Origin of the sequence: Nonomuraea sp. JJY05, from assembly GCF_043496855.1 — a bacterium.
Taxonomy (GTDB): domain Bacteria; phylum Actinomycetota; class Actinomycetes; order Streptosporangiales; family Streptosporangiaceae; genus Nonomuraea.
Genome location: NZ_JBIEIS010000001.1, coordinates 418,181 through 439,734, shown reverse-complemented (window position 1 = coordinate 439,734; position 21,554 = coordinate 418,181). Strand labels below are relative to the sequence as shown.

19 protein-coding genes are annotated in these 21,554 nt (G+C 71.9%); 10 read left to right on the top strand and 9 right to left on the bottom strand.

The window, feature by feature from the left end:
- The first annotated feature begins 75 nt into the window (after positions 1-75).
- The 4 genes from ACFKCF_RS02035 to ACFKCF_RS02020 all read left to right on the top strand — a co-directional run bounded on the left by ACFKCF_RS02035 (position 76) and on the right by ACFKCF_RS02020 (position 4,951).
- On the top strand, positions 76-1,077 hold the full coding sequence (locus ACFKCF_RS02035; protein WP_394489965.1) for a trypsin-like serine peptidase: 1,002 nt from the start codon (positions 76-78) through the stop codon (positions 1,075-1,077).
- A 55-nt stretch (positions 1,078-1,132) separates the two neighbouring features.
- The gene (locus ACFKCF_RS02030; RefSeq protein WP_394489963.1) at positions 1,133-2,275 is read left to right on the top strand and encodes a trypsin-like serine peptidase; all 1,143 of its coding nucleotides are present in this window, start codon (positions 1,133-1,135) and stop codon (positions 2,273-2,275) included.
- Positions 2,276-2,441: 166 nt separating this feature from the next.
- Positions 2,442-4,031 carry an alpha/beta hydrolase gene (locus ACFKCF_RS02025; protein ID WP_394489961.1) on the top strand — a complete coding sequence of 530 codons (1,590 nt, stop codon included), beginning with the start codon at positions 2,442-2,444 and terminating at the stop codon, positions 4,029-4,031.
- A gap of 77 nt (positions 4,032-4,108) precedes the next feature.
- The gene (locus tag ACFKCF_RS02020; RefSeq protein WP_394490033.1) at positions 4,109-4,951 is read left to right on the top strand and encodes a GNAT family N-acetyltransferase; all 843 of its coding nucleotides are present in this window, start codon (positions 4,109-4,111) and stop codon (positions 4,949-4,951) included.
- A gap of 13 nt (positions 4,952-4,964) precedes the next feature.
- Here ACFKCF_RS02020 and ACFKCF_RS02015 read toward each other — a convergent pair whose 3' ends face one another.
- From ACFKCF_RS02015 to ACFKCF_RS02005, 3 genes are read right to left on the bottom strand one after another with little or no spacing between them, the layout of a single operon-like run.
- Entirely contained in the window at positions 4,965-5,342 is a 378-nt protein-coding gene (locus ACFKCF_RS02015; protein WP_394489959.1) for a DUF3037 domain-containing protein, read from the bottom strand.
- Positions 5,339-6,169, bottom strand: coding sequence for a HipA family kinase (locus ACFKCF_RS02010; RefSeq protein WP_394489957.1), 831 nt, complete (start codon positions 6,167-6,169; stop codon positions 5,339-5,341). The genes ACFKCF_RS02015 and ACFKCF_RS02010 overlap by 4 nt, the downstream gene beginning before the upstream one ends.
- A gap of 41 nt (positions 6,170-6,210) precedes the next feature.
- Complete coding sequence (locus ACFKCF_RS02005; RefSeq protein ID WP_394489955.1) at positions 6,211-7,380, bottom strand: FAD-dependent oxidoreductase; 1,170 nt, start codon at positions 7,378-7,380, stop codon at positions 6,211-6,213.
- A 54-nt stretch (positions 7,381-7,434) separates the two neighbouring features.
- Between ACFKCF_RS02005 and ACFKCF_RS02000 the strand changes: the two genes are divergently transcribed.
- Positions 7,435-7,899 (top strand): MarR family winged helix-turn-helix transcriptional regulator, encoded by a 465-nt coding sequence (locus ACFKCF_RS02000; protein WP_394489953.1) that lies wholly within the window; start codon positions 7,435-7,437, stop codon positions 7,897-7,899.
- A 187-nt stretch (positions 7,900-8,086) separates the two neighbouring features.
- On the opposite strand, the gene ACFKCF_RS01995 is transcribed toward ACFKCF_RS02000, so the two are convergent.
- A complete protein-coding gene (locus ACFKCF_RS01995) occupies positions 8,087-8,956 on the bottom strand; it encodes a TIGR03619 family F420-dependent LLM class oxidoreductase (RefSeq protein ID WP_394489951.1) in 870 nt (289 codons plus the stop codon).
- Positions 8,953-10,200, bottom strand: coding sequence for an LLM class flavin-dependent oxidoreductase (locus tag ACFKCF_RS01990; protein WP_394489949.1), 1,248 nt, complete (start codon positions 10,198-10,200; stop codon positions 8,953-8,955). The genes ACFKCF_RS01995 and ACFKCF_RS01990 overlap by 4 nt, the downstream gene beginning before the upstream one ends.
- A gap of 88 nt (positions 10,201-10,288) precedes the next feature.
- Between ACFKCF_RS01990 and ACFKCF_RS01985 the strand changes: the two genes are divergently transcribed.
- The 3 genes from ACFKCF_RS01985 to ACFKCF_RS01975 all read left to right on the top strand — a co-directional run bounded on the left by ACFKCF_RS01985 (position 10,289) and on the right by ACFKCF_RS01975 (position 14,694).
- Positions 10,289-11,110, top strand: a complete 822-nt coding sequence (locus tag ACFKCF_RS01985; RefSeq protein WP_394489947.1) for a TIGR03619 family F420-dependent LLM class oxidoreductase — start codon at positions 10,289-10,291, stop codon at positions 11,108-11,110.
- Positions 11,111-11,119: 9 nt separating this feature from the next.
- Entirely contained in the window at positions 11,120-12,565 is a 1,446-nt protein-coding gene (locus ACFKCF_RS01980; RefSeq protein ID WP_394489945.1) for a serine/threonine-protein kinase, read from the top strand.
- Between the two features lie 107 nt (positions 12,566-12,672).
- Positions 12,673-14,694 carry a PASTA domain-containing protein gene (locus tag ACFKCF_RS01975; protein ID WP_394489943.1) on the top strand — a complete coding sequence of 674 codons (2,022 nt, stop codon included), beginning with the start codon at positions 12,673-12,675 and terminating at the stop codon, positions 14,692-14,694.
- Between the two features lie 19 nt (positions 14,695-14,713).
- On the opposite strand, the gene ACFKCF_RS01970 is transcribed toward ACFKCF_RS01975, so the two are convergent.
- Positions 14,714-15,946, bottom strand: coding sequence for a Gfo/Idh/MocA family protein (locus ACFKCF_RS01970; RefSeq protein WP_394489941.1), 1,233 nt, complete (start codon positions 15,944-15,946; stop codon positions 14,714-14,716).
- Between the two features lie 99 nt (positions 15,947-16,045).
- Between ACFKCF_RS01970 and ACFKCF_RS01965 the strand changes: the two genes are divergently transcribed.
- The gene (locus ACFKCF_RS01965) at positions 16,046-17,143 is read left to right on the top strand and encodes an ROK family transcriptional regulator (RefSeq protein WP_394489939.1); all 1,098 of its coding nucleotides are present in this window, start codon (positions 16,046-16,048) and stop codon (positions 17,141-17,143) included.
- On the opposite strand, the gene ACFKCF_RS01960 is transcribed toward ACFKCF_RS01965, so the two are convergent.
- Positions 17,140-17,664 carry a TetR family transcriptional regulator gene (locus ACFKCF_RS01960; protein ID WP_394489937.1) on the bottom strand — a complete coding sequence of 175 codons (525 nt, stop codon included), beginning with the start codon at positions 17,662-17,664 and terminating at the stop codon, positions 17,140-17,142. The genes ACFKCF_RS01965 and ACFKCF_RS01960 overlap by 4 nt on opposite strands.
- Positions 17,665-17,759: 95 nt before the next feature.
- Here ACFKCF_RS01960 and ACFKCF_RS01955 point away from each other — a divergent pair, with 95 nt between their 5' ends.
- On the top strand, positions 17,760-19,976 hold the full coding sequence (locus ACFKCF_RS01955) for an MMPL family transporter (protein WP_394489935.1): 2,217 nt from the start codon (positions 17,760-17,762) through the stop codon (positions 19,974-19,976).
- 7 nt (positions 19,977-19,983) lie between these two features.
- On the opposite strand, the gene ACFKCF_RS01950 is transcribed toward ACFKCF_RS01955, so the two are convergent.
- Both ACFKCF_RS01950 and ACFKCF_RS01945 read right to left on the bottom strand, forming a co-directional pair.
- The gene (locus tag ACFKCF_RS01950; RefSeq protein ID WP_394489933.1) at positions 19,984-20,316 is read right to left on the bottom strand and encodes a hypothetical protein; all 333 of its coding nucleotides are present in this window, start codon (positions 20,314-20,316) and stop codon (positions 19,984-19,986) included.
- A gap of 42 nt (positions 20,317-20,358) precedes the next feature.
- Positions 20,359-21,447: an alcohol dehydrogenase catalytic domain-containing protein gene (locus ACFKCF_RS01945; RefSeq protein ID WP_394489931.1), complete on the bottom strand. Its 1,089-nt coding sequence runs from the start codon at positions 21,445-21,447 to the stop codon at positions 20,359-20,361.
- Positions 21,448-21,554 lie beyond the last annotated feature (107 nt).

Sequence of the window (21,554 nt, the reverse complement as noted above, 5' to 3'; positions counted from 1 at the left end):
TGCGCAAATCTTGAGAAATCTGGATATTGCTACGGCTACCTTCCGTACCCCAGGTCCGGTTTCGGGAGGTACGTAATGCACCGCGCAGTCGTTCTGCTTTCCATCCTCACTCTCACCGCCGGCGGAGCCGCCCTGCTGCCCGCCGGCGCGGCGCAGGCCGGCGTACACATGCGGCCCAAACCCACCCAGCACGCGGCGGCGGACACCGTGTCCGAGCAGCGGCAGGTCCTGACGTACTGGACCGAGCAGAAGATGGAGGCGGCCCAGCCGCTGGACGCGCCCAGCCCCAGGACGGGGGCGAAGGCGGCGCTGGGAGAGCCGGCCGAGGGCAGCCCGTGGACGGCGCCGCCCACCGGGGCGACGCGGGCCGGGGCGGAGCTGCAGGCGGCTCGATCGTCCGGCGAGCCGTGGACCGGCTCCGGAGCGGTCGTGAAGACCACCGGCCGGATCTTCTTCACCACGCAGGGGCGCAACGCGTCCTGCTCGGGCTCGGCGGTGACCAGCGCGAACAAGAGCGTGGTCCTGACCGCCGGCCACTGCGTCAAGCTGAACGGAACGTTCCACACGAACTGGGTCTTCGTGCCCGGCTACAACAGCGGCAACCGGCCGTTCGGCACCTGGGCGGCCACGAAGCTGCTGACCACGCAGCAGTGGAACGCGAACGAGGACATCAACTTCGACGTCGCCGCGGCCGTCGTCGCGCCGCTGGAGGGCAGGACGCTGGTGGACGTCGTCGGAGGCCAGGGCGTCGCGTTCAACCAGGGGAGAAGGCAGCAGATGTACGCGTTCGGCTACCCGGCGGCGGCGCCGTACGACGGCTCGAAGCTCATCTACTGCAGCGGGCGGACCTTCGACGACTTCCTCGTGAGTGAGGACCACGGCCTGACCTGCAACATGACCGGCGGTTCGAGCGGCGGTCCCTGGATGCTGAATTTCAACGAGTCGACGGGCCTCGGCACCCAGAACTCGGTCAACAGCTTCAAATACAACTTCGCCCCCAACTGGATGTTCGGCCCATATTTCGGGAACGAGGCGCAGAGCGTCTACCAAGCGGCCCAGAGCACCAACGCACTCTGAGCTATTTACCGAAAGTAGTCACAAGAACACATCTCGTGGTGCAGACTCGGGGGGCATGACCTTGAGCACCCCCCTGCTAGCGGCCGCCCCGCTTTTGGCGGGGCTGATCGGGCCCGCCCTCCTCGGTGCGGCCCCCGACCGGCAGCAGGCCGACCCGCCCGACCACAGGGCGATGCGTCACGAGATAGTCGAGCACGTGGCCGCCCGCACCACCGCCGAGCAGCGGCACGTGCTCGACTACTGGACGCCGGAGCGCATGGCCGGCGCCCTGCCGATCGACCTGCTGGACAGCGTGAAGGGCGGCGCGGGCCTGCTGAGCGGCCTGACGGGTCGCACGGGGGTACGCGCCGCTCCTGACGTGTCGAGCCGGCGCCTGACCCCGCCGGACGACGGCGTGACCACGGGCGTGTCGGGTGGCGGCCTTGCCACGTGGCTGTGGGGCCGTACCCCCCGGCACCAGGCGGCGGCCGCCAGGCAGGACCGGGAGTCCGCGCCCAAGCGGCCGGAGACCAACACGGTCGGCTCGCGCTGGATCACCGGCGGCGCCGTGGCCAGGACCACCGGCCGCGTCTTCCTGACCGTGCGCGGAGCGGACTTCGTCTGCTCGGCCAGCACCGTACGCAGCGCCAACCGGGACGTCGTGGTCACCGCCGGGCACTGCGTCAAGGACGGCGCGGGCGGGTGGGCCGCCAACTGGACGTTCGTCCCGGGGTACGGCATGGGCGGGGCCCAGCGGTTCGGGCTGTACGCGGCCCGCCGCATGTTCGTGGCCGGGCCCTGGTCGCGCAGCGGCGACGACAACTACGACGTGGGCATGGTCGCGCTGGCCACGTCCGGCGGCAGGCACGTGGCCGACGTGGTGGGCACGCAGGAGATCGCCTTCAACCCCGCTCGCGGCGGCCAGGTGTTCGGCTTCGGCTACCCCGCCGACCCGCCGTACGACGGGCACCACCTGGTCTACTGCGCCGGGCGCCTGAAGGCCGACCCGTACGGGCAGAGCCGGGACCAGGGGCTGGGCTGCGAGATGACGGCGGGATCGAGCGGCGGGCCGTGGATGACCACGTTCGACCTGGCCACGGGCAAGGGCACGATCACGTCGGTGAGCAGCTTCAAGTACAGCGACGACCAGCGCACCATGTACGGCCCCTACTTCGGCGACGCCGCCAAGGCCCTGTTCGACACGGCCGAACACGCCTAGCCCGGCCGTCGTCAGGAGCTCCGCCGGGCAATCCGCGCCCCGATATGGGACGGTTACGTCGTGCAATCGAGCGATTACAAATTGGCAAGCTTTTCCCCATACCCAAAGTGATCACCCGGTCGCTCACGGGAGCATCGCAAGGCCTATGAACGTGGGAGGGGGCCGGGTGAAGCGGGTCGTTGCGGTGGTCGCCGGTGTCGCGGTGCTCGTCGGAGGGATAGTCAGCGGGGATGGGATGGCGGTGGCCAGCGGTGCGAGACAAGCGCCGGCGGCCATCGCCTGGGGACCCTGTCCGATAGGGGGTAACGGAAGGCCGGCGCCGGCCAATCTGGAATGCGGCACCATACGCGTACCGCTCGACTACCGGGAGCCCTGGGGCCAGACGATCGAGCTGGCCGTCAACCGCGTCCGGGCCAGGGTGTCCAAGAGCGCCAACTACCTGGGCGTGCTCCTGGTCAATCCCGGCGGGCCGGGGGCGCCGGGGCGGAGCCTGGCCGAGTACGTGGCCTCGTCCCTGCCGTCGGACGTGAGCGAGCGCTACGACATCGTCGGGTTCGACCCGCGCGGCGTCGGGGGCAGCGAGCCGACGCTGCACTGCGTGGACCCGGACGTGTTCTTCAAGGCCCCGAGGCCGGACGCGGTGCCGAAGGGGCCGGCCGAGGAGCGGGAGCTGATCGGCAGGGCGCGCGAGTTCGCGGACCGGTGCGGGGCGCGCTGGTCCTGGCTGCTGCCGCACCTCACCACCGAGAACTCCGCCAGGGACATGGACTCGATCCGTGCGGCGCTCGGCGAGCAGAAGATCAGCTACCTCGGCTACTCGTACGGCACCTACCTGGGCGGCGTCTACGCCACGCTCTTCCCGGCCAGGGTCAGGCGGCTGGTCATGGACAGCACGGTCGACCCCACGACCGTCTGGTACGAGGCGAACCTCCGGCAGGACGGCGCCTTCGAGCACCGTCACCGGCAGTTCCTGACCTGGACGGCCAAGCACAACGACGTCTACCGGCTGGGCACCTCGCTCAAGCAGACGTCGTTCGCCTACTACGCGATGCGCGACCGGCTGCGGGCGCGGCCGGCCGGCGGGGTCGTGGGGCCGAGCGAGCTGGACGACACCTTCACGGTCGCCGGGTACAGCGACCGGGTCTGGCCCGCTTTCGCCGCCGCCTGGTCCGCGTACGTGCGCCAGGGCGACGCCAAGAGCCTGGTCGACATCTACAAGAAGCACGGCGAGGACGACAAGGCGGACGAGAACGGCTACGCCTCCTACCTGGGCGTGCAGTGCGCGGACGCCAAGTGGCCGCGCAAGTGGGAGAAGTGGCGGGACGACATGACCCGGCTGCACCGCCGGGCGCCGTTCCTGACCTGGCCGAACGCCTGGTTCAACGCTCCGTGCGCCTTCTGGCCGGTGCGGGGCGGGACGCCGATCGAGGTGCAGGGCTCGCCGAACCTGCCGCCGGTGCTCATCATCCAGTCCCGTGACGACGCCGCGACGCCGTTCAAGGGGGCGCTGGAGATGCGCAGGCACTTCGCCCGCACGGGCCTGGTGATCGACGCCGGCGGCAACCACGGCGTGTCGCTGACGGGCAGCGAGTGCGTGGACGAGCACCTGGCGGCGTACCTGCGGGACGGCACGGTGCCGCCGCGGGACGTGGAGTGCGCCGCGCAGCCGGAGCCGCGCCCGTCGACCCACATGACGGCGGACGCCGTGAGCCCTCCGGCCGGGCTGCTCGGCCTTCTCGGGACGCTTGGGCTCTGACTGACGTCAAGAAAGGATTACCGTGGCCGTCACCCACTGAGCCAATCGGTGACCCTTCGCGTAGTGTGACCTTTGTGATGCTGCGTACATCGGCGTCGCGCGTGCTCGACGACAGCGACCGGGACGAGGTCCTAGCCCTGCTGGACACCGACCCGGTCGCGAACGTCTTCGTCTCCTCCAGAGTGCGGGCCGTCGGACTCAATCCGGCGAGGCTGGGCGGGCAGATGTGGGGGTTCGGGGCGCGAGGCGGTCTTGTGTCACTCTGTTACGCCGGGGCCAACATGGTGCCCGTCAACGCCGGTCCCGAGGCCGTGCACGCCTTCGCCGACCGTGCCCGCAAGCAGGGGCGCCGCTGCTCCTCCATCGTGGGCCCGGTCGACGCCGTCTCCCTGCTGTGGGAGCGCCTCGAGCCGCACTGGGGCCGGGCACGCGCCATCCGCTGGGCGCAGCCGGTCATGGCCACCTCGCGCAAGTCGCCGGTGCCCGCCGATCCGCTGGTACGCCGCGTGCGGCCGGAGGAGTTCGACATCCTGCTGCCCGCCTGCGTGGCCATGTTCACCGAGGAGGTCGGCGTCTCGCCCAACCTCGGCGACGGCGGCGCGCTCTACCGGACCAGGGTCGCCGAGCTGATCAGGATCGGTCGCTCCTACGCGCGCATCGACGACGGCCGGGTGGTGTTCAAGGCGGAGATCGGGGCCGTCACGCCGCAGGCCTGCCAGATCCAGGGCGTCTGGGTCGCCCCCGAGCTGCGGGGGAGGGGCCATGCCGTGGCCGGCATGGCCGCCGTCGTGGAGGCGGCGAGGAGCCTGTTCGCCCCCGTGGTCACGCTGTACGTGAACGACTTCAACCACTCGGCCAGGGCCGTCTACCGCAAGGTGGGCTTCCAGGAGGTCGACACCTTCATGTCCGTCCTTTTCTAGACGCGGATGAGTTCTAGATACGGACGAGCTTGTCGAACAGCCTGGCCAGCTCGGTGTCGGGGTCGGCGGTGAGGCCCGCGTGCACGGGCCCGGCCTGGACGATCGTGCTGCGCGGCGCGGTCAGCCAGCGGAACCTGCCGCCGAGCGGCTCCTCGGCCAGCGGTCCCGGCCGCTCGCCGCAGGCCAGCTCGTACGCGCTGAGCGCACGGCGTACCCCGTCGAGGTCGGCGTTCGGGTCGAGGGCACGCAGCCGGGCGGCGTCGAGCTCGACCCGCGCGCACAGGTAGCCGCGCGGCTGGCAGTAGAGGAGCACGCCCGCGTTGATCAGCTCGCCGCGCTCGACCCTGGGCACCACGCGGATCACCGCGTACTCGTAGACGTCCCTGGTCACCGGCCGCCTCCCCGCCAGAACTCGCCCACCGACCCCGGGCCGCTTCGCGGCGCCTTCGACTCGCCGCGCACGAGCCACTCGCGCGGGCCGTGCGCCCGCTCCATCAGATGATCGACGTACGCCTCGCGCACCGCCCCCGGGCCGTCGAATCCCGGCTCGCCGTCCAGCCACTCGTCGGGCACCATCGCGGTCACGCTCTCCAGCAGCTCCCGCGTGATCCTCGCGGCCAGCTGGTCGCCCGCGGCCTCGACGTCACCGGCGAACGGCGCGAGCACGTGGTCGCCCGCGTCGAACTTCCGCTGGGGATCGGCCGTGCGCCAGTTGTGGTGGAACCAGAGCGCCGCGCCGTGGTCGATCAGCCAGGTCTCGCGGTGCCAGACCAGCAGGTTGGGATTGCGCCAGCTGCGGTCGATGTTGTGGATGAGGCCGTCGAACCACACCACGCCGGCCGCGAACACCGGGTCCGCCGCCCAGGCCAGCGGCTCGAACCCCAGCGCGCCCGGCAGGAAGTCGATCGCCAGGTTGAGGCCGGAGCTGGCCTTGAGGAGGTCCTGCACCTCTTCGTCCGGCTCGCGGATGCCGAGCTGCGGGTCGAGGTCGATGAGCTTGAGATCGGGGGTCCTGAGCCCGAGCCTGCGGCCCAGCTCGGCCGCGACGATCTCGGCGACGAGCACCCGCCGGCCCTGGCCCGCCTCGCGAAACTTCACCACGTACGTGCCCAGGTCGTCGGCCTCGACGACGCCGGGCAGCGAACCGCCCTCTCGCAGCGGGGTCACGTAACGGGTGGCTGAGATCCTTTCCAGCACAGGACGAAGGCTATCGCTCATCCGGCCCCTCTCCCTCCCGGGACGGCGCGTGGCGGGATCGCTCAGCCGGCCGGGCGGCGGAAGGGGGCGAAGGGGTGGTCGCGGGAGGCGTCGACGGCGGTGAAGGCGTAGTCGAGCATGCGGCGCTCGTAGCCGGCCTTGGCGCCGGCGAGGGGCTGCCCCTCGGCGGCGGCCGCCGCGAGCAGCTCGCTGAGCAGGTGGGCGTCCCGCAGGCTCGCGTCGGCGCCCTCGCCCCGGCCGGGGCTCATGCTGTGCACGGCGTCGCCCACCAGCGTGACCGCGGGCTCGTCCCAGGGCTGCACCCGCCGCGCCGAGTGGACCTGCAGCACGAACGTGGCCTCCGGGTCCGCCTCGCGCACGATGTGCCGCACGCCCTCGTGCCAGTCCCGCACCGTGTCCATGGCCAGCCAGTGCAGCCCGGCCGGTGGCACGCCGTCGGGCCGGGGGCCGGACACGCTCATCGTCCATGAGAGGTAGCCGGGGACGTCCGTCAGGTGCGTGCCGGGAGCGTGGCGGGCCACGGCCTCGGGCACGGGGGTGTGCGGGCGGCAGGTGGCGATGCTGACGGCCGTGCCGTCGGCGGCGGTGATCCGGTTGAAGGAGTCGGTCAGCTCGGGTGGCGTGGCGGCCAGCAGTTCGGGCGTGATCCACGTCCGGCCGTACAGCGTCCAGCCGAGCTCGTCCACCACGGCGCCGGGCAGGAGCTGCGCCCGCACCCGCGAGCCCACGCCCTCCGCCCCCACGAGCAGGTCGCCGTCCACGTGGCGGCCGTCCGCGAAGTGGGCGCGCACGCGGCCGCCGTCCAGCCGTTCGTAGCGCTGGTAGTCCATGCCGAACCGGACCGGGCCCGCCGGCTCGGCCATGAGGATCTCGCGGAGCGTGAGCCGGTTGACGCCCAGGCCGTCGACGCCCGGCAGCTGCTGGGGGATGTCCTTGGCGAACTTGGGCCTCAGGCCGGCGTCCATGAAGATCATGCGGGTGGCCGGGCGGATGGAGGTCGCCACGGCCAGGTCGAACAGGCGGTCCGGCAGGCAGGCCCGCAGCGCCCGTAAGCCGGTGCCCTTGAGGCTGATGCGGTAGCCCTGGGGGCGGTGGGCGGCCAAGGGGTCGCGTTCGAAGAGGGTGACGGCGAGGCCCGTGCGGCGCAGGCCCTGGGCGAGGCACGATCCGGCGATTCCGCCTCCCACGATCAAGACGTGTCGGTCGGTCATGTCTCGAATGTAACTGTCACGACAGCAAATGTCTACGCAGGCTATTCTCGGGGGATGAACGAGAACCGTGCGCCGCAGGCGACGTTCGAGCTGGTGCTGGGGGGAGGGTCGCTGCTCGTGCAGGTGGGCAGGGAGCTCAACACCGAGACCGAGCGGCGCCTGGCGCCCCTCGGGCTCACGGCGCAGCAGGCCGCGCTGCTGCTGCACGCCTCGCGCGGCGGCGGCACGCCCAGCCTGCTGAAACGCCGGCTCGGCACGGACACGGCCGGGATGACCAGGCTGCTCGACCGGCTGGAGGCCAAGGGGCTGCTGCGGCGGGAGCGGCATCCCGAGGACCGGCGCTCGATCGTCATCGAGCTGACGGACGAGGGGCGGGCGCTGGTGCCCAGCCTGCCGCCGATCTTCGGGAGGATCAGCCGCCAGGTGTTCGAGGGGTTCTCGCCGGAGGAGGTCGGGCAGGTCACGGACATGCTGCGGCGGATACTGGAGAACCTCGCCGCGGAGGGGCCGGGCGCCTAGAAAGGCCGGGTGGCGCGGGCGCGGATGGCGACGGGCATGACGCCGCCGCCTCGTTCCGGCTGATCAGCGAGGCCGACGACCCGGCCGTGGGCCCGGTGGTGGGCCCGGTGGTGCGGCGGGTCAGCGAGCGGCGGCCGGCGTTCATGCGGGCCGCCCTGGAGGAGCTGGGCCTGCGGCCTCGCTGACGTCACATCTTGGCGATGACCTCCTCGGCGAAGCGCTCCATGGTGGCGATCTTGAGGTCCAGCGTCCCCTCGCCGTACCTGGCCTTCTCCTCGGGGGTGGCCAGCCACCACGGCGCCGCCATGGTGCCGGTGACGCCCTTGGCGGCGAAGCGGCGGTAGGTGTCGGCGTCCGGCATCACCGCGAGCGGCGCGATGATGTCCAAGGGTTCGCTCCGGCCGCTCTCCTCGAGGTGGCCGCGGAGGGTGGCCAGCACCACGTCGAACTGCTCCTCCGTGTAGATCCGGTTCCCGATCCAGCCGTCACCCAGCCGGGCGGCCCGGCGCAGGGCGGCGTCGCTGTCGCCGCCCACGTAGACGGGGATCGGCCGGTCGGGGGTGGGTGAGATCGACAGCTCGGGCAGGCCGTCCAGGGCGACCGTCTCACCGGCCCAGAGCGAGCGCAGCGTCGGGAGCATCGCGTCCAGCCGCCGTCCCCGCGTGTGGAAATCCTGCCCGGTGCCGACGAACTCCTCCTTGCACCAGCCCACCCCGACCCCGAAGGTCACCCGGTCGTTCGACAGCACCGCGGCCGTGGACACCTGCTTGGCCACGGTGAACAGGTCGCGGGCGGGCGCGATGTAGACGTTGGGGGAGAAGCGCAGGGTCGTGGTCACCGCCGCCATGGCGCCGATCGTCACCCACACGTCCGGCCAGTGCGTACGCGCGTCCCAGCGCGGCCGGCCCGACCGCGAGTACGGGTACGGCGAGGCGAAGTCGGCGTAGAACAGGTGGTCCGACAGCGTGAGCGTGTCGAACCCGCACCGCTCGGCCGCCTTCGCCAGCTCCAGGAACTGGTCGGTGTCGACGAACGAGGCCCCCAGCCAGAATCTCATTGGAACTCCGGGATGACTTTGGTGGCGAACAGCTCCAGGTTCCGCTTGACCGTGTCCAGCGGCAGCACGCCCTGCTGTCCCTGCATGTAGAGCCCGAACCACTCCAGGTCGGGCATGCGGTCGAGCATCCGCTGGATCCCGCGCTTGACGTCGTCCGGCGTGCCGAACAGCGCCATCTCCACGTCGTTCATCCGCTTGGCGTCGCCCTTCTCGGGGGAGATGGGCTTGTGCTTCTCGTCCTCCTTCTTGCGCAGCACCTCCAGGTAGCCGAACGGGCCGAAGAAGGCGGCGAAGTCCTTGGGGATGCTGCGGCCGAAGGTGTTGATGGCCTCCTCGGTGGTGTCCGCGATGCCGACGATCTTGAGGATGCCGGTGTGCTCGCCCAGCTTGTAGTGGCGGCCCTGCTTGGCCGACTCCTCCTGGTAGAGCTTGGCCTTGGCGGCGTGGTCGTCGGGGTTGGGGGTGAACATCCACGGCAGGATGTCCTCCTGGGCGGCCCTGATGACCGAGCGGTCCGAGATCGTGAACGGCTGCCACAGCTCGGGGTGGGGGTTCTGGTACGGCCTGGGACAGACGGAGACGGCCTGCACCTTGCCGTCCTCGGAGATCTCGCCCGGCGCGCCGAACGTCTGGGTCCACTCCAGCGCGGGCCATCCCTCGATGCCCTCGTACGGATACGGCACCTGGTAGTCCAGCACGTCCGACTTGTAGCGCAACGTCTCCTGCGTCCACGCCAGCTTCATGATCTTCAGCACCTCGCCGAAGACGTCGAAGTTCCGCGTGTCGGAGGCCGACCCGTCGGAGCGCGCGGCGGCGGCGTGCCAGCGCTGGCCCAGCACGTTCATCCACCGGTTCTGGTAGCCGCGCGCCACGCCCAGCCGCAGCCGTCCCTTGCAGAACTGGTCGAGCAGCGCCACGTCCTCCGCGGCCCTGATCGGGTCCCAGGCGGGCAGCACCAGGCCGAGCGGCGCGAGCAGGATCCGCTCGGTCCTGGCGGCGAGGTCGGTGAGGACCATCAGCGGGTTGACCGAGAACTCCATGCCCTCCGAGTGGAAGTGATGCTCGGTCATCATGAGCGCGTCGAACCCGAGCTGGTCGGCGTGCACGGCTATCTCCCGCACCTCGTGCAGCAGCTTCTGGTACGACTCCGTGTCGCGCCCGATCGGGCGTTTGGCCTTGGCGTTCTCCTCGGCCGCGTACCCGGAGCCGGGAATCTGCGGATTCAGGAAGATAGAAAACTTCACCGGGGACCTCTTTCCGCGGAATGGTCTTCTGCAAGGTACTCTGGAAATCTTAACCGAGCAATCGCTTGGTTAACTAGGAGGAGGTCCCATGAGACTCGGGGTCACGATGTTCGCCACGGACCTGACCATGCCGGTCCAGGACCTCGCCAGGGCGGCGGAGGAGCGCGGCTTCGACTCCCTCTACGTGCCCGAGCACACCCACATCCCGGTCTCGCGCCGCACCCCTCCCGCGGCGGGGCAGGACGTGCTGCCCGAGGAGTACAAGCGCACGCTCGACCCGCTCGTCGCCCTGTCCTTCGCCGCCGCCGCGACGCGCCGGCTGCGCGTTGGCACCGGCATCCTGCTCGCCGCCCAGCGCGACCCCATCGTGACCGCGAAGGCGATCGCCACGCTCGACCACCTCTCGGGCGGGCGCGTCGTGGTCGGGGTCGGCTTCGGCTGGAACGTCGAGGAGATCGAGAACCACGGCGTCCCGTACGCGCGCCGCCGCGAGGTGGTCAGGCGGAACATGCTCGCCATGCAGGCGCTGTGGCGGGACGAGGTGGCCTCGTTCGACGGGTTCGAGCCGTCCTGGTGCTGGCCCAAGCCCCTCCAGGAGCCGCCGGTGTACGTGGGCGGCGCGGCGGGGCCGAAGCTCTTCGCCCACGTCGCCGAGTACGCCGAGGGCTGGATGCCGATCGGCGGCAAGGGGATCAGGGCCGCGCTGCCGATGCTGCGCGAGGCGTGCGAGAAGGCCGGGCGGCCGATGGCCAAGGTGATCCCGTTCGGGACGCTGCCGACCAGGGAGAAGCTCGACTATTACGCCGGGCTCGGCATCGAGGAGGCGGTGGCCACTCTGCCCAGCGCGCCTGCGGAAACGGTGCTGCCGATCCTTGATGATTATGCGCGACTGATCGATTCCCCGGCATAATCAGGAAATATGTCCGCACTCCGAGCCGATGATCCGCGACAGCTGGGATCGTACCGCCTGTTGCGCAGGCTCGGCCAGGGCGGACAGGGCGTCGTCTACCTCGGCCACTCCGAGCAGGGCGCCCACGTCGCGATCAAGCTGCTGCACGCGAGCCTGTCCGGCGACCCGGACGTGCGGCGCAGGTTCCTGGGAGAGGTCGAGGCGGTCCGCAGGGTGGCCGCGTTCTGCACGGCGCAGCTGCTCGACGCCAGTCTCGAGGGCGACCGGCCCTATCTGGTCAGCGAGTACGTCGAGGGCCCCTCGCTCCTGGAGCACGTGGTCGCCAAGGGGCCGCGCCTGGGCGGGTCGCTCGAACGCCTGGCCATCGGCACCGCCACCGCGCTCGGGGCCATCCACCGGGCCGGGGTGGTCCACCGGGACTTCAAGCCGGGCAACGTGCTGCTCGGGCTCGACGGGCCGCGGGTGATCGACTTCGGAGTGTCCCGGCTCATGGACACCGCGGCCACCACCAGCGCGACGCCCGTCGGCACCCCGGCGTACCTGTCGCCCGAGCGCATCAAGGGCGAGCCCGCCGGGCCGTCCGCCGACCTGTGGGCGTGGGGGCTGACGGTCGCCTACACGGCCACGGCGCGGCACGCGTACACGGCGGACACCTACCAGGAGGTCCTGGCCAGGATCCTGTACGGGAAGGCGGACCTCGGGCCGCTCACCGGGCGGCTGCGGGAGATCGTGGAGGCCTGCCTGGCGCCGGAGCCGGAAGAGCGGCCGGACGCGGAGGAGGTGCTGCGGCGGCTGCTGGGACAGGCGGTCGCGGGCGGCGACGTGCTGTCCTCGGGCGCCCAGGCCGCCGTCGGCCCGTCCGCGCGGGCCTCGTCCGCCGTCGGATCCGGCAGCACGCTCGCCGATCGCGAGCTGAGCACCGCCGGGCTCCGGCTGGTGATGGAGACCGCGCCGCGCGAGGGCGAGCCGGGGCGCATCCACGACCCCGACCCCACCACGAGCTTCCCCGCCGTCAACCGCGACACCGCTCCCGAGCCCCTGCCTCGCAGGCGGGTGAAGATCTGGCAGGTCGTCGTGGCCGCCGCGGGCGTGGCCATGGCGGTGGCCGGATTCGTGTTCTGGCTGCGCGGGGCCCAGGGGCCGGGCCTGGAGGGCACGTGGACGGGCTCGGCCGAGCACTCCACCGCGCAGCGGGTCTTCCCCGTCGAGCTGCGCCTGGGCTCCGACGGCGACGGCGGGACCATGCTGTGGGGCGCCGACCTGCACTGCTCGGGACGGCTCTCGCGGACCGGGAGCGGGACGGTCTTCACCCTCGACCGGGTCACCGGCAACGAGTGCTATCCCGGGACATTGCGGATGATCCCGAGGTCGGCATCGAACCAGATGGACATCAAGGTGACGCGCGAAGGTAAGGACGAGGTGACCTATTCGGGCACGGTCACCCGGGCATCCTGACCAGCTGTGTCACGGTCAGGCGGCGATTGCCCTGACCACCGTTGACTCGGGGCGGCCCGTTGCTTTCAGTAGAGAGCAGGCGAGGGTGGCGGCGAGGGGAGACGCCCGTGCCGACGGCGCAGCCGCTCAGAACGGGGGACCCACAGCGACTCGGGCAGTACGAGCTGTCCGGGCGACTGGGTGAAGGTGGACAAGGCGCGGTCTTCCTCGGCTGGAGGAGCGGGGAGACCTACGCGGTCAAGCTGCTGCACGGACCCGTGGGCGACGAGCGGGCGGCGTTCCTGCGGGAGGTCGAGCTGGCCAAGCACGTGGCGAGGTTCTGCACCGCCCAGGTGATCGACGCCGGGTTCGACGAGGGGCGTCCGTACATCGTCAGCGAATACGTCGACGGGCCGTCGCTGCACCGGGAGGTCGCGCTCACCGGGCCGCGGCGGGGCGGGGCGCTGGAGCGGCTGGCGGTCAGCACGGTGACGGCGCTCACGGCCATCCACCGGGCCGGGATCGTGCACCGCGACTTCAAGCCGCAGAACGTGCTGCTCGGCTCCGACGGGCCGCGCGTCATCGACTTCGGCCTGGCCAAGGCGCTGGACGCGGCGGCCACGGTGAGCGGGCGCGGGGTGGGCACGCCCGCCTACATGGCGCCCGAGCAGATCACGGCGTCAGCCGTAACGGGGGCCGCGGACGTGTTCTCGTGGGGCGCGACCATGTGCTTCGCGGCCAACGCCACGGCGCCGTTCGGGCAGGACTCGGTCGCGCCGGTGCTGCACCGCATCCTGACCGCGCCGCCCGAGCTGGGACGCCTGGACGGGCGGCTGCGGGCCCTCGTGGAGGCGTGCCTGGACAAGGACGCGCGAAACCGGCCCACCAGCAGGGACCTGCTGTTCGAGCTGCTGGGGGAGTCGGAGGTGCCGCCGGAGGTGCTGAGCTCGCCGCCAGCCCACATCCTGCGGGTCCCGCCGCTGGTGCCCGAGCAGCGCTCGTCGGAGCGGCCGCCGATGGCCGAGCCGGAGGCCACGGGGAGATCCGGTGGCTACCTGCTGCCCGGCTCCCGCGCCGGCTCGTCCACGCCCGCGGAAAGGGCCGGGGCGTCCGCGCCCACGGAAAGGGCCGGCGCGTCCACACCCACGGAAGAGAGCGTGTCCGCGCCCGCGTCGTTACCCGCCGGCTCCGGCCCGGGGAACGGTCCATCACCGGCGGCGAGGTCCAAGGTCGCCTGGCCGAGGGCCGCCATCGCGGTCTGCGCGGCCCTGCTGGTGACGGCCGCCGTGCTGCTGACCGCCCACATACCCACGGCCGACAGCGGCGCCCGGCCCCAGGCGCCGCAGGGGGCCGGCCCGTCGGTCCCCCCGAAGTCGGATCCGGTGAAGTCCCGGCCTCCGGCGGACAAGACGACCGCGCAGAAGGTCCCGCTCAAGACCACGGGGACGCTGGAGGCCCGTGGGCCCACGGCGCAGCCGCCGGTGGTGCGCCCGGCCACGGTCCCGGTCCCGGCCCTGGCGGGAATGGACAAGGGCGCGGCCACGAAAGCGATCAAACAGGCCGGGCTGGTGCTCGGCACCGTCACCCAGCTCGACTCGCCGAAGAGGATCGGCCAGGTCCTCGGCGCCCAGCCCGCCCCGGGCCTGCTGGTGACCAGGGGCAGCAAGGTCTCGCTGGAGGTGTCGGCCGGATTGGCGGTGCCCGCGGTCACGGGCCTGCAGCGCAAGGCCGCGGAGAGCGCACTCACCGACGCGGGCCTCGCGGCGGGCGCGGTCACCCGTTCCTGCACCGACCGGCCGGACGGGCAGGTGCTCTCCACGCAGCCCAAGGCGGGCCGGCGCGTCACGGGCGGCACCTCGGTGGCGCTCACGGTCGCGCGCAACGGCACCACGGTCCCGTCGGCCGTCGGCCAGGCGCTGGAGGACGGGCGGGCGGCGCTGATCGCGGCCGGGTTCACGGTGCGGACGAAGGGTCAGGTCGTGGACGACGAGTCGCGGGTGGGCACGGTCCTCGACCAGAGCCTCCAGCCCGGCACCTGCGCCAAGCCGGGAAGCGCGGTCGAGATCACCTTCGGCCTGGCCGCCCAGTCGGGCCCGGACCCGGGTGAGCCGGGGGAGACCCCCACCACCGGCCCGACCTCCGGCGAGTGAACCTCCGCGAGGTCACCACTCACGCAGGAACGGTTCCGTCCAGGGTGACGGTCTCGCCGTGCAGCCGCGACCTCTCGGCGGCCCAGGCGATGAGATGACTGTGCAGGCTCTCGCCCGGCGAGGAGAGGATCGAGGAGCGGTCTCCGGTGGCGACCGCGGTCAGGAACGCCTCGACCAGCGCCTCGTCACCGCCCCCGTGGCCGCCCCGGGCCGTCGAGTCCCCCGTGGGCCGGGTGTCGACGGTCTCCTCGCGGCCGGTGACGAAGTCGAACAGGATCAGGCGGTCGCCGTCGCCCTCGATCCAGCCGCGGGTGCCGAAGATCCGGGTCTGCCGGTGGAGCGCGGGCGTGAAGCCGGTCATGGTGAACGACGCGGTCGTGCCGCCCTCGAACTCCATGTTCACGACCTGGTGGTCGACCACGTCGTTGTCGCAGGCGTACACGCACCTGCCGTACGGGCCCGTCCTCAGCGCCTCCAGCACGCCGGCCTCGGAGACGTCGTCGGTGAGCACCGACACCGGCCACTCCGCGCGCCCGGCCAGCGGCAGGTAGACGCGCTTGGCCGAGTACGGGCACGTCGGCTCGACCGCGCAGTCCAGGCAGCGGTCGGCGGCGCCCTCCGGGCGGTTCTCCGGGCGGAAGTGCATGAGCCCGCCGAACGACGACACGCGCGTGACCTGCTTGCCGGTGAGGTGCACCAGCCAGTCGAGGTCGTGGCTCGACTTGGCCAGCAGCATGAACGTGGACTCGTCGGAGCGGCGCCAGTTGCCCCGCACGTACGAGTGCGCCTGGTGCCACCACCCGACCGGCTCCAGGTGCTGGATGCTGACGATCTCGCCGATCCTGCCCTCGTCCAGCAGCGCCTTCAGCGCCCGCGTGTACGGCGTGTACCGGAGCACGTGGCAGACGGCGAAGACGGCGTCGGACCGTCCGGCGGCCTCGACGATGCGCCGGCAGTCGTCCTCGGAGACCGCCATCGGCTTCTCCAGCAGGATGTCGTAGCCCAGCTCGGCGAAGCGCACCGCGGGCTCGACGTGGTCCCTGTCCTGGGTCGAGACGATCACCGCGTCCGCCTGGCGGGGGAGCGCGGCCAGCTCGCGCCAGTCCGCGTACTGCTCGGCCTCCGGGAACCTGGCGCGGCGGGTCTCCAGCGGATCGGCCACCGCCACCACCCGCGCCCGGCCACTCCCGGCGGCGTGGCGGGCGTAGGAGGTCCCCCGCGACCCCGCGCCGACGACGGCGAGCGTGACCATGACGCCTCCAACATATGTAACCAGTTCACGTATGTCTGGCCGATGCTAGGATCCTGGCTGGTGTTCGTCAATGGGGGTTATGGGAAAGGGTCTCATAAGTTGACCGAGCTCCGCCCAGGTGACGCGTCCCTGCTGCGCAAGCTGAACACCCAGGTCACGCTCAGGGCCCTGCGCCGCGAGGGCGTGGCCACGCTGACCCAGCTCGGCCGCATCACCGGCCTGTCCAGGCAGACGGTGGAGGCGGTGCTCGACGAGCTGGGCGAGCGCGGCCACGTCACGGAGGTGCCGCCCGACGAGGGCGTGATGGGGCGGCCCGCCCGGCGCTTCGGGTTCCGCGCGGACGCCGGTTACGTGGTGGGTGTGGAGGTCGGGGGCGACGGGATCGTGGCCGCGCTGGCCGATCTCAACGGCGAGGTGATCGCCTGGGAGCGGGCCGGCGTCTCCGGCGACGCCGCGGCCCACGAGCGGCTGGAGGCGGCCCGGCGTACGTCGCTGAAGTGCGTGGACAGCGCGGGCGTCGCGCGCAAGCGGGTCTGGGCGGTCGCGGCGGGCACCTCGGGCATCGTGGACCGCACCGGCCGGGTGACCCTGTCGATCACGCTGCCCGGCTGGACGGGCGTGGACCTGGCGGAGCTGGCCGGGCGCTGGTTCGGCTGCACGGCGCTGGCAGCCAACGACGCCAACCTCGCCGCGCTCGCCGAGCACTGGCGCGGCAGCGCGCAGCACGCCTCCGACGTCGTGTACGTGCTCGTCGGCCACCGGGCGGGCGCGGGCATCCTCATCGGTGGGCGGCTGCACCCGGGCCGCAACGGCGCCGCGGGCGAGATCGGCACGCTGCGCCAGGTCGGCTGGGAGGACGCGGCCCGCGAGCTGGTCAAGGACGCCTCGGCGGCCGAGGTGTTCGAGGCGGCGCTGGCGGGCGACCGCGACGCGGCGCGGCGGGTCGACCGCTACGCCGAGAACCTCGCGATCGGCGCCGCGGCGCTCGCGCTGGCCATCGACCCCGACCTGCTGGTGCTGGGAGGCGGTCACTCGCAGACGGGCGACGTGCTGCTCGAACCGCTCCGCCGGCACCTGGCCGAGCTGTGCGTGAGCGTGCCGGAGGTGGTGGCCTCCACGTTCGGGGACGAGGGTGTGGCGCTGGGCGCCGTACGCCTCGCGCTCGACCACGTCGAACGGGAGGTGCTGGGTCTCTAGAAAGCCCGGCAGGCCTCCAGCAGCACCTCGCGGACCTGCTCCTCCGGCAGGTCCATGGTCCTGACCGCGCCCCACTGCAGCGCGCCGAGCAGGGCCCAGCTCTTCAGCCTGGTCTCCGGGTCGGGGGCGTCGCCCACGAGCCTGCCGTAGATCTCGTCCCTGAACGTCCTGACCGTCGCGCGCTCCGACTCCGGCGAGCCGGGGTCCTCGGCGGCCAGGTCCTCCATGAACAGGCGGATCACCGAGCGGTAGCGCACCGCGAAGGTCACCAGCGCGTCGACGAACGCCTCCCTGCTGGGGAAGTCGGTCCCGAGCAGCGCCAGCATGTCGTCTCCCGCCGGGGCGAGCAGCTCGGAGGCCAGGCGGTCTTTCGGGTGGAAGTGGTAGGCGACGGCGGTCTTGGTCAGTCCCACGGCCGCGGCGATGTCGGCCAGCGAGGTGCCCGCGTAACCGCGCTCGGCGAACAGCTCTCTGGCCGCGGCCAGGATCCGGGTCCGGGTGTCGTCGGGTGTGGTCATCATCTCATTTCCATGCGATGCATCCCCCTCCGGATATTTCCTGCTTTATCGTAGTCCTGTACGAGCGTACAGGACGGCCGTCGAGAGGGACTTGGGCGATGACGCGGTTTCTTGGGCGGCTGGGCGGCTGGTGCGCGCGGCACGGGCGGTTGGTGCTGGCGTTATGGGTGGTCGTGGCGGCCGCGCTGATGGGCGGGAGCCTCGTGCTCGGCAGCCCGGTCAGCAACGACGTGACGATTCCCGGCACCGACGCGCAGCGGGCGCACGACCTGATGAAGACCGGCTTCGGGCCGGGATACGACACCGGCGGGACGGTGCAGCTCGTCCTCTACTCCGCCGGTGGGCCGCTCGTCGAGAAGCCGCGCAAGAAGGCCGTCGAGGACGTCCTGGCGCGCCTGCGCACGATGCCGCACGTCGTCGGGGTGGACACCCCGTTCAGGCGCGGCGGCATCTCCGCGAACCTGCAGATCGGGCTCATCGCCGTCCGCCTGCAGGGCCACGACGGCACCAAGGTCGCCGAGAACACGCGGGCGCTGTCGAAGGCGGCCGACCCGGTGCGGGCCGCCGGGATCGAGGTGGTGGCGGCCGACAGCTCCACCCCCGCCGACAAGGACATCAAGACCGGGCCCAGCGAGATCATCGGCGTGGTGTGCGCGCTGCTGGTGCTGGTGTTCGCGTTCGGGACGCTGGCGGCCGCGCTGGTGCCGATCTTCACGGCCCTGGTCAGCGTCGCCACGGGGCTCGGCGTGATCGGGCTGCTCGGACACGTGCTCGACGTGCCCAAGCAGGCGGGCATCATGGCCACGATGATCGGGCTGGGCGTGGGCATCGACTACGCGCTGTTCCTGCTGTCCCGGCACCGGCGGCTGCTGGCCGACGGGGTGCCGGTGGTGGAGTCCGTACGGCGGACCGTGGCGAGCTCGGGCGGGGCCGTGGTGTTCGCGGGCGGCACGGTGATGATCGCCCTGAGCGCGCTCATGCTGGGCGGCTTCCCGCTGCTGGCGACGCTCGGCTGGATCACCGGCATCTCGGTCGTCACCGCCGTGCTGACCTCGGTCACCCTCGTCCCGGCCCTGCTGGGAGTGCTCGGCCACCGGATCGACGCGCTCAAGGTGCCGTTCCTGCGCGGCGGCGGTTCGTCCGGCTCCGGATGGGCCGGCCTGGGGTCGTGGGTGGCGCGCCGGCCGTGGCAGGTGCTGTTCGGCAGCGTGCTGGCGCTGGGCCTGCTGGCCGCCCCGGCGCTGGCGCTGAAGCTCGGGCCGCTCGACGACGGGTACGGCGTCAAGGGCTCGGAGCCCAGACGGGCCTACGAGCTGATGGCCGACGGCTTCGGCCCCGGCATCAACGGCCCGCTGCTCGTGGTCGCCGAACTGCCCGCCAAGGTGGCCGGGGAGAAGGACCCGGTCGTCGGCCGGCTCTCCCGAGAGGTCGGCGACGTCGACGGCGTCGCGCACGTGGCCACCCCCAAGGTCAACTCCTCGGGCCGCTCCGTGCTGCTCCAGGTCGTCACCGAGTACAAGCCCAGCGACCCGCGGGCGTCCGGCGTGGTCAAGGACATCAGGGCCGTCTCGCTGCCCGGGGTGAGCGTGCACGTCGGCGGCAAGGTGGCGGCCATGACCGACGCGGGCACCCGGATGTCCGAGCGCACCCCGCTGGTCATCGGCGTGGTGGTGTTGCTGAGCGCCCTGCTCCTGCTGCTCGCCTTCCGCGCGCCCGTCGTCGCGGTCAAGGCCGCCGTGATGAACCTGATCTCGCTCGGCGCCGCCTTCGGCGCGCTCGCCCTGGTGTTCTCGATCGGCCTGGGCAGCCGCCTGGTGGGCATGGACGCCCCGGCCAGCTCCTCATACCTGGAGACGCTCTTCTTCTCGGTGCCGATCGAGAGCTACGTGCCGCTGATGCTGTTCGCGGTGCTGTTCGGGCTGTCGATGGACTACGAGGTGTTCCTGCTGACGGCGGTGCGGCAGGCGTACCTGCGGCACCGGGACAACGCGCGGGCGGTGGCGGAGGGGCTCGGCTCGACGGGCCGGGTCATCACGTCGGCCGCCCTGATCATGGTGGCCGTGTTCGTGGCGTTCATCGCGTACCCGGACCCCATGGTGAAGACGTTCGGGGTGGGGCTGGCGGTGGCCATCGCGGTGGACGCCACGATCATCAGGGGGTTCCTGGTGCCGGCGACGATGGTGCTGCTGGGGCGGCTCAACTGGTGGTGCCCGCGCTGGCTGGACCGCCTCCTGCCGAACCTCTCGGTGGAGGGGCACGAGGAGGAGGAGCTCCGCGCGCCCGAGCGGCCCGAGCCGGTCAAGCTGGGGGTCTAGCCGCCTCTCAGTCCGTGTCGGCGAGGTTGCAGGCGGGGACCCAGCCGACGATGCCGGTGGCCGCGTTGCGGCCGTGGTGCCACAGGATGCTGTCGAAGTAGTCGTCGCACTGGTAGTGGCCGCGCTCCTCCGACCAGTCCGACTCGAAGCCCTGGCCCGGGTAGCCGAAGCCGACGAGGACGGCGTCGCGTCGCGGCTCGCTCCAGATGGCCACGCCGACGGCGGCGAAGTCGTACACGCCCTTGGCCCCGGCGGGCGCCGGGCCGGTCATGGCCACGGCCGTGAGAACCGTGGCCATGGTGGCTCGCCGGAGGCGCACCCTGAGTCTTCTCTCGGTCATGACACTCAGGGTAAGAGTGGCGTGACGCCGGGTGTTCGTATTTCAGAAGGTGATGACGGTACGCGCCACCGAGCCCTCCCGCACGTGGGCCACGGCGTCGTTGATCCGGTCGAGCGGCAGGCGTTCGGAGATGAGGCCGTCGAGGTCGAGGCGGCCCCGCAGATACTGCTCGGCCAGCATGGGCAGGTCGCGCTGGGGCGCGGCGTCGCCGCCCTGGGTGCCCATGAGGCGGCGGGAGGCGAACAGCAGGCCGGGATCCACCTCCACGGCCTGGCCCTGGGGCGGGCTGCCGACCATGACCGTGGTGCCGCCGGACTGGGTCGCGGCGAAGGCCCTGGCCAGGACGCCGGGTGCGCCCGTCGCGTCGAAGGCGTGATCGACGCCGCCCTTCACCAGCTCGTCCACCTGCCGGGGCAGGTCGTCGGCCACGATCGTGTGGGTGGCGCCGAAGCGCTCGGCCAGCTTGAGCTTCTGCTCGGCCACGTCGGCGGCGATGATCGTGGTGGCGCCCGCGAGCACCGCGCCCTGGATGACGTTGAGGCCGACGCCGCCGCAGCCGACGACGAGGACGTGGGCGCCGGGCTGGACCTTGGCGACGTTCATGACCGCGCCGATGCCGGTGACCACTCCGCAGGCCAGCAGGCACATGGCATCGAGGGCCGCGTCTTTCGAGATCTTCACGCACATGGCCTCGGTGACGACCGCGTACTCGGCGAAGGAGCCGATGCCGATGAACCGGCGCGTCTCCTGCCCGTCCAGGGTGATCCTGGGTGCGCCGCCCATGATCGTCTGCAGCCTGACGGGGCCCGAGCACAGGTGGAACCGGCCCGCCCCGCAGTTGCGGCACCGCCCGCAGGGGCCGTTCATCGAGATGATGACGTGGTCGCCGGGCCGGACGCCGGTGACGCCCGCGCCGACGCTCTCCACCACCCCGGCGCTCTCGTGCCCGAGGATGAACGGCAGCCTGCTGACCACCGGGCTCTTGCCGTCGATGGCCTTGAGGTCGGAGCCGCACACGCCCGACGCCTTGATCCGCACGCGGACCTCGCCCGGACCCGGGTCGGCGATCTCCACCTCGCGGATCTCCATGGGGGCGTGGAAGCCGGTCAGGACGGCCGCGCGCATCAGCATGCGCCACACGGTAACCCGGTCGCGCGATTGCGAGCAAGCGGTTGCTCGGGCGACCCCGTTGACACTCTTCCTGGGCGAATTTACGCTCGGCGCAAAACCAAGCGAGC

Coding starts and splice junctions, on each gene's coding strand:
- ACFKCF_RS01960 (WP_394489937.1), bottom strand. CDS start 17,664: ATGATGACCACACCCGACGACACCCGGACCCGGATCCTGGCCGCGGCC.
- ACFKCF_RS01995 (WP_394489951.1), bottom strand. CDS start 8,956: ATGAGATTCTGGCTGGGGGCCTCGTTCGTCGACACCGACCAGTTCCTG.
- ACFKCF_RS02020 (WP_394490033.1), top strand. CDS start 4,109: ATGCTGCGTACATCGGCGTCGCGCGTGCTCGACGACAGCGACCGGGAC.
- ACFKCF_RS01985 (WP_394489947.1), top strand. CDS start 10,289: ATGAGACTCGGGGTCACGATGTTCGCCACGGACCTGACCATGCCGGTC.
- ACFKCF_RS02035 (WP_394489965.1), top strand. CDS start 76: ATGCACCGCGCAGTCGTTCTGCTTTCCATCCTCACTCTCACCGCCGGC.
- ACFKCF_RS01970 (WP_394489941.1), bottom strand. CDS start 15,946: ATGGTCACGCTCGCCGTCGTCGGCGCGGGGTCGCGGGGGACCTCCTAC.
- ACFKCF_RS02005 (WP_394489955.1), bottom strand. CDS start 7,380: ATGACCGACCGACACGTCTTGATCGTGGGAGGCGGAATCGCCGGATCG.
- ACFKCF_RS02030 (WP_394489963.1), top strand. CDS start 1,133: ATGACCTTGAGCACCCCCCTGCTAGCGGCCGCCCCGCTTTTGGCGGGG.
- ACFKCF_RS01955 (WP_394489935.1), top strand. CDS start 17,760: ATGACGCGGTTTCTTGGGCGGCTGGGCGGCTGGTGCGCGCGGCACGGG.
- ACFKCF_RS02010 (WP_394489957.1), bottom strand. CDS start 6,169: ATGAGCGATAGCCTTCGTCCTGTGCTGGAAAGGATCTCAGCCACCCGT.
- ACFKCF_RS01950 (WP_394489933.1), bottom strand. CDS start 20,316: ATGACCGAGAGAAGACTCAGGGTGCGCCTCCGGCGAGCCACCATGGCC.
- ACFKCF_RS01980 (WP_394489945.1), top strand. CDS start 11,120: ATGTCCGCACTCCGAGCCGATGATCCGCGACAGCTGGGATCGTACCGC.
- ACFKCF_RS01945 (WP_394489931.1), bottom strand. CDS start 21,447: ATGCTGATGCGCGCGGCCGTCCTGACCGGCTTCCACGCCCCCATGGAG.
- ACFKCF_RS02000 (WP_394489953.1), top strand. CDS start 7,435: ATGAACGAGAACCGTGCGCCGCAGGCGACGTTCGAGCTGGTGCTGGGG.